The sequence below is a fragment of the Bradyrhizobium guangdongense genome (assembly GCF_006483445.1).
Classification (GTDB): Bacteria; Pseudomonadota; Alphaproteobacteria; order Rhizobiales; family Xanthobacteraceae; genus Bradyrhizobium; species Bradyrhizobium guangdongense_A.
On sequence record NZ_PPPT01000244.1, the window covers coordinates 1 to 8,422 of the forward strand.

Below are 8,422 nucleotides of genomic sequence, written 5' to 3' on the forward strand. Positions count from 1 at the left end.
GGTGTCGCCGGGCTTCAGCTTGACCCGATTGGTCTGGGTCACGCCTCGTCCTCCGGGCGCTCGGCAACCGCATCGGTCTGCGCCTTGCGCCAGGCCGCGAGCCGGCCAGCGAGTGCCGGATCGGACAGTGCGAGCACGCTGGCTGCGAGCAGCGCGGCATTGATTGCCCCGGCCTTGCCGATCGCGAGCGTGCCGACCGGGATGCCCGCGGGCATCTGCACGATCGAGTAGAGCGAATCGATGCCCTTCATGGTCTTGGATTCGACGGGCACGCCGAACACCGGCAGTTCCGTCAGCGACGCGGCCATACCGGGCAGATGCGCGGCACCGCCGGCACCTGCGATGATGACCTTGAAACCATCGGCCTTGGCACCCTTGGCGAAGGTGAACAAACGCTCGGGCGTGCGGTGGGCCGAGACGATGCGGGTTTCGGAGGCGACGCCGAGTTGGGTCAGGGTTTCGGCTGCGTGTCGCATGGTTTCCCAGTCGGACTGGCTGCCCATGATGATGGCGATCGGCGCGGTCATGACGACAATTGTGCTCGGAAATCCAGAAACATAGGCCAGATTATCGGGGCGGGCCCGGCGGCTGGCAAGGCGGTGGCAAGAGGAAGGGAATGGACTATCCTGTCTTGGTGAATCACCGCAAGCCTTCATTGAGCAGGACGCCCATGAGAACGCCAAAAAGGGCAAAAGCTGCCAAGAGGCCTGCGAAGAAGCCTTCGAAGACCCCTGCGCGAGCCCGCAAGGCCGGTAAAACCCGAAGTGGCAAGACGAAGCTCGTGGCAGCGAAACCCGGCGATGCCAAGGCGACGATCCGGAACCTGCGCACCAAGCTGACCCAGGCGCTGCGGCGGATCGACGAGCTCGAGGCCGCCGCCGATACCGATTTCCTGCTCGGCATCCCGAACCGGCGCGGCTTCGAGCGCGAGCTGCATCGCGCCATCGCCTACATGAAGCGCTACCGCGCCAGCGGCGCGCTGATCGTGCTTGACGTCGACCGGTTGAAGCCGATCAACGATGCGTTCGGGCACGCCGCCGGCGACGAGGTGCTGAAGACGATCGCCGCGACCTTGACCAGAAAAGTCCGCTCTTCCGACGTGGTCGGTCGTCTCGGCGGCGACGAGTTTGCGCTGTTGCTCTGGAATCTGAGCGAGACCGATGCCAAGGCCAAGGCTGTCGCTTTCGAGGAAGCGATCGACGAATTATCGTTCACCTTCCGCGGCCAGCGCGTGACCGCCGGTGCATCCGCAGGCGTCGCGCTGCTCGGCTCGCATGCGGAGGCAGGCCGCGCGTTGGAAGAAGCCGATGCCGCGATGTATGTACGCAAGGCGCAACGCCGGCACGAGCCGCGGATCAGAATCGTCGCGGGTTAGCGTGCGCTTCTACAGCGCGCTGAGATCTTCCGGCACGTTGCCGAATCGTCGCAGCAATTTGGCGTCGCCGAATTCGCCGGTCAGCGGATCGCCGCTGCGGCTGAATGCGATGGCGCCGATATGGCCGGCAATGTGCGACATCATCTCGGCGCGCCGCAAGGCGCCGGACGAGGTCTGGCATTCCTCCGCGGTGCCCGCGATGACCGATCCGTCCTCGTCGGTCGTGAACGGCAATGCCACGTAGTAGGTGACATCGGACATGGTTCGCTCCGTTTTGTTCAGGCGGCGCTGCTCTTGCTCCGCATCCTGTTGCGCGATGTTTCGGGAATGCAGCCCGCCGCAACAGCGGCCTGCAATTCCTCCAGCTCGGCTTCCAGATATTCGTTGGCCATGATCAGCGCCTTGATGGTGCTGCGCAGATTGCCGTCGCACATGGCGATGGCCTGGTCGCAGGCCTGTTCATAATGGCTGTTGTCGAAGACTGCGGTCACGGGCGTCGTCGCGGACATGGCAATTCCTCTGGCATTTCCCCTGGAACGTCTGGTGTCCAAATGTTCTCTCTTTGTTCTAAGCGAGTCAAGCGGAATCCCGCGCCACGGACGTGAACGCAGGCGGCGGAGAACAGGCCGTGTCTCAGGCGATGATGTCGGGCGTGATCTGGTCTTCGATGAAGGCGATACGGTCGCGCAACAACAGCTTGCGTTTCTTCAGCCGCTGCAGCCGCAACAGGTCGGGGGCCGGCGATTGATGCAGTGCATCGATCGCCGCATCGAGGTCTCGGTGTTCCTGCTGCAACCGGGCGAGCTCGGCTTCGAGCTCGCGCTCGTCTTCGTTAATCATGATGTGCGGTAGCCGAAAAACCCGATGAGCTGGCGAAAGGCTGTGGAAGCCCTGTGGAAATTATCGTCCTGTCGCGGCGTGATCGCAAGCGATCTGGGTCGTCTCCCACCGTTCTGGCGAAAGATATTTCAGTCAAGGCGCGCCGCGCGGTGCGAGCTTGTTGAAATCACGAACATTTCCGAACGTGAGTTCCATGCTCACGCTTCGTTACATATCAAAAGTCAAAAATGACAGTGCGACGACGGATACCCATCGACAGAACGAATCGGTGATGTAGACTTCTTCATCCGGATCGAATCCAAGGTCTAACCCTGCCGAGGAGGTTTCGAATGACAATTCAGGCACATCTGGTTGAATTGGAACGGAAACACAAGCTTCTCGAAAACGAATTGCACGACGCACTCGTGCACCTTTCAACAGACGACCTGCAAATTGTTGAGTTGAAGCGACGGAAGTTGATGGTCAAGGACCAGATCGAGCGGCTGCGGCATAGCTCGGACGAGACGCTCCACTAGTAACCCCCGTAGACGAGTACATCGGCATCGCACCCTGCTCGCAGGGATGAGGCTTGTTGCGCTCATTCTTGCGCGCAGGACGCTACGATGCGCGCAACGTGCGATCAATTTCGCGCGGTGTTCAAACGTTCGCGAGCTCGGCGACGTGGTCGGCGATCGCGAGCGACGACGTCAGTCCGGGCGACTCGATTCCGAACAGGTTGATCAGGCCTTCGACGCCGTGATCGCGCGGGCCCTGCATCAGAAAATCCTGCGTCGCCACCGCGGGCGGAACGATTTTTGGCCTGATGCCCGAATAGCTCGGCATCAGCGCGCCGTCAGGCAGGGTCGGCCAGTACTTGCGGATCGCCGGATAGAATCTCTCCGAGCGCGCCGGATCGACGGCGTAGTCGATCGCTTCGATCCATTCGACGTCGGGCCCGAAGCGCGCCTGGCCCGCCATGTCCAGCGTCAGATGCACGCCCAGCCCGCCCGGCTCCGGCACCGGGTAGATCAGGTGCGAGAACGGCGCCCTGGCGCTGCAACTGAAATAGTTTCCCTTGGCGAGATAGGCCGGCGGAATCCGCTCCAGCGGCATGCCGTCGATGTTGCGCGCCACCGTCGTTGCCGACAGGCCGGCGGCGTTGACGAGCAGGCCGCATTGCAGCGTCATCGGCGCTTCGCCGCCCGCTTCGATCTCGATGACGCCGCCCGCCGCCTTGGCGCGCAAGATGGGCGTGTGGAAGGCGAAGAACGTCCCTGCCGCCTCGGCCTCGCCGCGCAGCGAGAGCATGTAGGAATGGCTGTCGATGATGCCGGTCGAGGGCGAGAGCAGGGCGGCATCACAGGCCAGCGCCGGCTCCAGCGCGCGGGCCGCCTCGCCTGAGAGCATCTGCATGTCGAGCACGCCATTGGCCTCGGCATGGGCCTTGATCGACTGCAGCTTCTCGGTCTCTTTCGGATTGGTCGCGACGATCAGCTTGCCGCAATTCTTGTGCGGGATGTCGTGGTCGGCGCAGTAGCGGTAGAGCGCGTGCTTGCCGGCGACGCACATCCGCGCCATCCAGCTCCCGGCCCGGTAATAGATCCCGGCATGGATCACCTCGCTGTTGCGCGAGGAGGTGATGGTGCCGATGGCTTCCTCGGACTCCAGCACGATCACTTCGCGTCCAGCGTGTGCGAGCCGCCTGGCGACGGCCAGACCGACGACACCGGCTCCGATAACGACGCAATCGACTCTATCCATGGTCGGGAAGTGCTTCCGAAAGTGGGGACGAATTGGCGTTTTTGCCCAAGGAACGTGCCGCCAGGCAGTTCCATTTTAACGAAGAATTTATCATGTCAGGGCAATTGCCGTATTTATCGTCACATTTTTCTTTCGCGCGTACAGGCGTTTACCCGATCCAAACCCGTGAAGCCAGACAATCCGCAGTTGAAATCTCGGGTGGCTGATGGCTGACAAGAACTGCGGCGCGCTACTGATTCCGGTGCAGGCCGTCGTGTGCCTGGGCTGCGCCATGACGCCTGCGCGCGCGCTTACGCTTGCCGACGCCTTCGCCCCGCCCAGCTATATCGGCCAGCTCGATCCCAACCTGATCTGGGAAGCCCTGATCGGGGGTATCGCCGTCTGCGCGTTCGTGGCCGCGATCGTGCTCTGGATCCACTCCTCGTTGCGTCGCGCCAAGCGCACCCAGTTGCGGCGCAACGCCTTCATCTCCTCCGCCCTGAACAACCTCAACCAGGGCGTGGTGATGACCGACGCGCAGCGGCGGATCATCTTCTGCAACGACCGCTATCTCGAGATCTACGGACTTTCGCGCTCCGATCTTTGGCCCCTGATGGACGGCCGCGACCTGCTCAAGCTGCGGCGCAATCGCGGCGCGCTGGATGTCTCCGACGACAGGTTCTACGAGGAGGCCGCGAGCCCCAACGGCCTGATCACGGAGCTGGCGGACGGCCGCTCCATCCTGGTGAAATTCTTCGTGCTGCCGAATGGCGGCTCGGTCGCGACCCATCTCGACGTCAGCGAGCAGCGCAAGCTGTCGCGGCAACTCGCCTCGACCAAGCAATTCCTGGAATCGGTGCTCGACAACGTTCCGGTCTGCGTCGCCGCCAAGAGCATCGAGGACGGCCGCTACATCTTCGCCAATCGCGCCTTCGAGCGGTTTTCGCGTTTCTCGCGCGACCGCATCGTCGGCAAGCGGGCCGACGAGATCTTCCGCCCCCAGACCGCGGCAGGCATCGAGGAAGCGGACCGCAAGGCGCTGCAATCCAGCGATGGTCAGTTCCGCAATGAGCTCAAGGTCGAGCGCGGCGACGAGACGCGCGTGTTGTCCTCGGTGCGGGTCGTCGCCCGCAACGAGGAGGGCCGGCCCGAATTCCTGATCGCACTCTTCGAGGACGTCACCGACCGCCGCTCGCTCTCGGAGGAGCTCGAAAGCACCAAGAAGTTCCTCGAGCTCGTGGTCGACAACATCCCGGTCGCGCTGATCGTCGAGCAGGTCAAGGACGGCAGCTATCTGCTCGCCAATCGCAGCGCCGAGACCATCCTCAACCGCAAGCGCGAGGATGCCACCGGCCTCACTGCAGCCGACATCTTCAATCCCAAGGAAGCCAAGCTGATCATCGCGCGCGATGAGGCGGCCATCAAGAAGCGCGGCTTGATCACCGAAGAGCATCCGATCTCGACCAAGGACGGCCTGCGGCTGTTCCTGACCCGCCGCGCCACCGTGCTCGACGATGCCGGCGAGCCGCAATATCTGATCAAGACCCACGAAGACGTCACCGACCGCCGGCAGACCGAATCGCGCATGGCGCATATGGCCTATCATGACGGCCTGACCGACCTGCCGAACCGTGCCGCCTTCCTCCAGGCGCTGACGCAGATGATCGAGGCCTGCGAAGGCACCGGCGAGGAATTCGCCGTGCTGTGCTGCGACCTCGACGGCCTGAAGGAGGTCAACGACGTCTTCGGCCATGCGCTCGGCGACAAGCTCCTGGTCGAGGTCGCCCAGCGCTTCCAGGACGCCGCGCGCGGCGGCGTCACGGCCCGCCTGTCCGGCGACGAGTTTGGCCTGATCATCGACGGCAAGCAGCCCGAGGCCGGCATGGCGCTGGCGCAGCAGCTCATCGATTCGCTTGCGCCCGAATTCCTGATCGACGGCCGCGCGGTGCGCGCCGGCGTCACCACCGGCATTTCCGTGTTCCCGCATAATGGCGCGGACGGCGCCTCGCTGCTCGCCAATGCCGGCGCGGCGCTGTTCCGCGCCAAGCAGAAATCGCGCGGCACGATCAGCCTCTACCAGCCCGAGATGGACCAGCAGATCCGCGACCGCCGCGTGCTGCATCAGGACCTGTCCAAGGCGATCAAAAACGGCGAGCTGTCGCTGGCGTTCCAGCCGCAGGGCATTGCCGGTCCGAGCGTCGCCGAGAGCGAAATCATCGGCTTCGAGGCGCTGGCGCGCTGGGCGCACCCCGTGCGCGGCCAGGTCTCGCCGGCCGAGTTCATCCCGATCGCGGAAGAGAGCGGCCTGATCGTCGAGATGGGCGAATGGATTTTGCGCCAGGTCTGCCGCGAGGCGGCGTCATGGCCAAAGCCGCTCCAGGTCGCGGTCAATCTGTCGCCGGCGCAGTTCATGCACGGCGACGTCGTCGGCCTCGTGCATTCGATCCTGCTGGAGACCGGGCTCGCGCCCGGCCGGCTCGAGCTGGAAATCACCGAAGGCGTGCTGATCGAGGATTTTGACCGCGGTCTTGCGCTGCTGCGCCGGTTGAAGGCGCTGGGCGTGCGCATCTCCATGGACGATTTCGGCAGCGGCTATTCCTCGCTGAGCTACCTGCAGGCGTTTCCGTTCGACAAGATCAAGATCGACCGCGCCTTCATCGTCAATCTCGGCCGCAACCCGCAATCGGCCGCGATCGTTCGCGCCGTGATCGATCTCGGCCACGGCCTGGAGATGTCGATCATCGCCGAGGGCGTCGAAACCGTCGACCAGCTCGCCTTCCTGGCCAAGGAAGGCTGCGACGGCGTGCAGGGTTACCTGCTCGGCAAGCCGTTGCCGATCGGGCACTATGCCGGCCTCATCGGTCGCGTTGATGCGGATACCGTGGAGCTTGCGCTCCAGACCGGCTAGTGATGGCGAGGAGAATCCTTCTCGTCGCATAGCGAGTTCATGGCGGACTACGACCTCGCAATCATCGGTGGTGGCCTGAACGGTGTCAGCCTTGCGCGTGATGCCGCCGGGCGGGGTCTCAGGGTCATTCTCCTGGAGCAGGGCGATCTCGGCGGTGCCGCGTCGTCGGCGACGCCGCATCTGATCCATGGCGATCTCTCGGTGCTGGAGCGCCGCGGCTTCTGGCGCGTGCGTCGTGCCCTGGTCGAGCGAAAAATCTGGCTCAAATCCGCGCCGCATCTGGTGCGGCCGATGCGCTTCGTGATCCCCGCGCATTCCGACGAGCGTCCGCCCTGGCTGGTGCGCACCGGCCTGCTGCTCTACGACCGGCTCGCGGCGCGCGGCGGCCTGCCGGCATCCGCGACCATCGACATCACGCATCATCCGGTCGGCAACGCGCTGAAGCGGCCGTTCGGCATGGCCTTCGAGTATTCGGATTGCGTGGTCGACGATTCCCGGCTCGCGGTTCTCACGGCGCTCGATGCGGCCGAGCGTGGCGCCGTCATCCGCACCGGCGCCCGCTGCGTGCGGGCCGACCGGACCGATATCTGGCGGCTCGCGGTGGTCGATCGCGGCCATCGCCACGCGATCACGTCGCGGGCGCTGGCCAATGCCAGCGGCGGCTGGACCGCGAGCGTCGCGGAAACCGTGCTGCGCTTGCCGCCACCGCGTGCCAGCGCGATGCAGATCAGCCAGATCGTCGTGCGCAAGCTGTTCGATTCGGACAATGTCTACGTCTTCCAGAACAGCGACGGCCGGCTGATCTTTGCCAGCCCCTATGAGCGCGACTTCACACTAATCGGCACGGTCACGCATCCCTTCAAGGGCGATCCCGCCATCGTCGCCATGCCGGGCGCCGGCGTCACCTATCTCTGCGAGGCCGCAAGCCGCTATTTCCGTGAGCGCGTCGAGCCGACGGACGTGGTGCGGACGCTATCGGGCGTCAACCTGGCGCAGGAGCCCGCGCGCGGTCGCGACGGCGGCATGTCGTTCGACGCAAAGCGGCGCAAGGCGCCGCTGATCACGATGTTCGGCGGCGACGTGACGACCGTGCGCCTGCGTGCCGAGCGCGCGGTGACCCGGCTGACGCCGTTCTATCCGATGTCCCCGCGCTGGACCGCGGGCGCGCCCCTGCCGGGCGGCGTTTTTGCCTGGCAGCGCTTTGAGGACGAGGTCGATGCGGCGCGCGACCGCTGGCGTTTTCTTACCGAAGCGCAGGCGCAGCGGCTGGTTGCCGCTTACGGCTCACGCCTGCCTGCGGTGCTGGGCGATGCAAAAAGCCGCGACGAGCTCGGCCAGGCCTTCGGCCCCGAGCTGACGGAGGCGGAAGTGCGCTATCTCATGACGACGGAGTGGGCGCGCTTCCCCGACGACATCCTGTGGCGCCGCTCAAAACTCGGCCTGACCATGCCGCCGGCCGACCGCGAGAGGCTGGCCGCGTTCATGACGACGGTGACTTAAGCGCGGATACCTCCGCGCCGTCATGGCCGGGCTTTGTCCCGGCCATCCACGACCTTTCTCGCGGCACGAAGAACGTGGAT

The 8,422-nt window shown here is 64.7% G+C and carries 9 protein-coding genes; 4 read left to right on the plus strand and 5 right to left on the minus strand.

The genetic code is table 11. The annotated features are described in order from the left end of the window. Positions 1 to 38: 38 nt before the first annotated feature. The gene (purE, locus tag C2U70_RS29890) at positions 39 to 527 is read right to left on the minus strand and encodes a 5-(carboxyamino)imidazole ribonucleotide mutase (protein ID WP_140982225.1); all 489 of its coding nucleotides are present in this window, start codon (positions 525 to 527) and stop codon (positions 39 to 41) included. Positions 528 to 670: 143 nt separating this feature from the next. On the opposite strand from purE, the gene C2U70_RS29895 reads away from it, so the two are divergent. Continuing rightward, positions 671 to 1,375, plus strand: a complete 705-nt coding sequence (locus tag C2U70_RS29895; protein WP_186294563.1) for a GGDEF domain-containing protein — start codon at positions 671 to 673, stop codon at positions 1,373 to 1,375. A 9-nt stretch (positions 1,376 to 1,384) separates the two neighbouring features. On the opposite strand, the gene C2U70_RS29900 is transcribed toward C2U70_RS29895, so the two are convergent. From C2U70_RS29900 to C2U70_RS29910, 3 genes are all read right to left on the minus strand, one after another. Next, positions 1,385 to 1,636, minus strand: coding sequence for a hypothetical protein (locus tag C2U70_RS29900; protein ID WP_140982227.1), 252 nt, complete (start codon positions 1,634 to 1,636; stop codon positions 1,385 to 1,387). A 17-nt stretch (positions 1,637 to 1,653) separates the two neighbouring features. Then, positions 1,654 to 1,884 carry a hypothetical protein gene (locus tag C2U70_RS29905; protein WP_140982228.1) on the minus strand — a complete coding sequence of 77 codons (231 nt, stop codon included), beginning with the start codon at positions 1,882 to 1,884 and terminating at the stop codon, positions 1,654 to 1,656. Between the two features lie 124 nt (positions 1,885 to 2,008). Beyond that, entirely contained in the window at positions 2,009 to 2,215 is a 207-nt protein-coding gene (locus tag C2U70_RS29910) for a YdcH family protein (protein ID WP_140982229.1), read from the minus strand. A gap of 329 nt (positions 2,216 to 2,544) precedes the next feature. Here C2U70_RS29910 and C2U70_RS29920 point away from each other — a divergent pair, with 329 nt between their 5' ends. Beyond that, complete coding sequence (locus C2U70_RS29920; protein ID WP_140982230.1) at positions 2,545 to 2,730, plus strand: YdcH family protein; 186 nt, start codon at positions 2,545 to 2,547, stop codon at positions 2,728 to 2,730. 121 nt (positions 2,731 to 2,851) lie between these two features. Here the strand turns inward: C2U70_RS29920 and C2U70_RS29925 are convergent, their stop codons facing one another. Further along, on the minus strand, positions 2,852 to 3,955 hold the full coding sequence (locus C2U70_RS29925; protein WP_140982231.1) for an NAD(P)/FAD-dependent oxidoreductase: 1,104 nt from the start codon (positions 3,953 to 3,955) through the stop codon (positions 2,852 to 2,854). Between the two features lie 205 nt (positions 3,956 to 4,160). Between C2U70_RS29925 and C2U70_RS29930 the strand changes: the two genes are divergently transcribed. Together C2U70_RS29930 and C2U70_RS29935 are read left to right on the plus strand one after the other, a co-directional pair. Next, positions 4,161 to 6,842: a sensor domain-containing protein gene (locus C2U70_RS29930; RefSeq protein WP_140982232.1), complete on the plus strand. Its 2,682-nt coding sequence runs from the start codon at positions 4,161 to 4,163 to the stop codon at positions 6,840 to 6,842. Between the two features lie 39 nt (positions 6,843 to 6,881). Continuing rightward, positions 6,882 to 8,342, plus strand: a complete 1,461-nt coding sequence (locus C2U70_RS29935) for a glycerol-3-phosphate dehydrogenase (protein WP_140982233.1) — start codon at positions 6,882 to 6,884, stop codon at positions 8,340 to 8,342. Positions 8,343 to 8,422 lie beyond the last annotated feature (80 nt).

Excerpts from the sequence above, each read along its gene's own strand:
- purE (WP_140982225.1), bottom strand. The coding sequence starts at position 527 with ATGACCGCGCCGATCGCCATCATCATGGGCAGCCAGTCCGACTGGGAA.
- C2U70_RS29910 (WP_140982229.1), bottom strand. The coding sequence starts at position 2,215 with ATGATTAACGAAGACGAGCGCGAGCTCGAAGCCGAGCTCGCCCGGTTG.
- C2U70_RS29925 (WP_140982231.1), bottom strand. The coding sequence starts at position 3,955 with ATGGATAGAGTCGATTGCGTCGTTATCGGAGCCGGTGTCGTCGGTCTG.
- C2U70_RS29930 (WP_140982232.1), top strand. The coding sequence starts at position 4,161 with ATGGCTGACAAGAACTGCGGCGCGCTACTGATTCCGGTGCAGGCCGTC.
- C2U70_RS29905 (WP_140982228.1), bottom strand. The coding sequence starts at position 1,884 with ATGTCCGCGACGACGCCCGTGACCGCAGTCTTCGACAACAGCCATTAT.
- C2U70_RS29900 (WP_140982227.1), bottom strand. The coding sequence starts at position 1,636 with ATGTCCGATGTCACCTACTACGTGGCATTGCCGTTCACGACCGACGAG.
- C2U70_RS29935 (WP_140982233.1), top strand. The coding sequence starts at position 6,882 with ATGGCGGACTACGACCTCGCAATCATCGGTGGTGGCCTGAACGGTGTC.
- C2U70_RS29895 (WP_186294563.1), top strand. The coding sequence starts at position 671 with ATGAGAACGCCAAAAAGGGCAAAAGCTGCCAAGAGGCCTGCGAAGAAG.
- C2U70_RS29920 (WP_140982230.1), top strand. The coding sequence starts at position 2,545 with ATGACAATTCAGGCACATCTGGTTGAATTGGAACGGAAACACAAGCTT.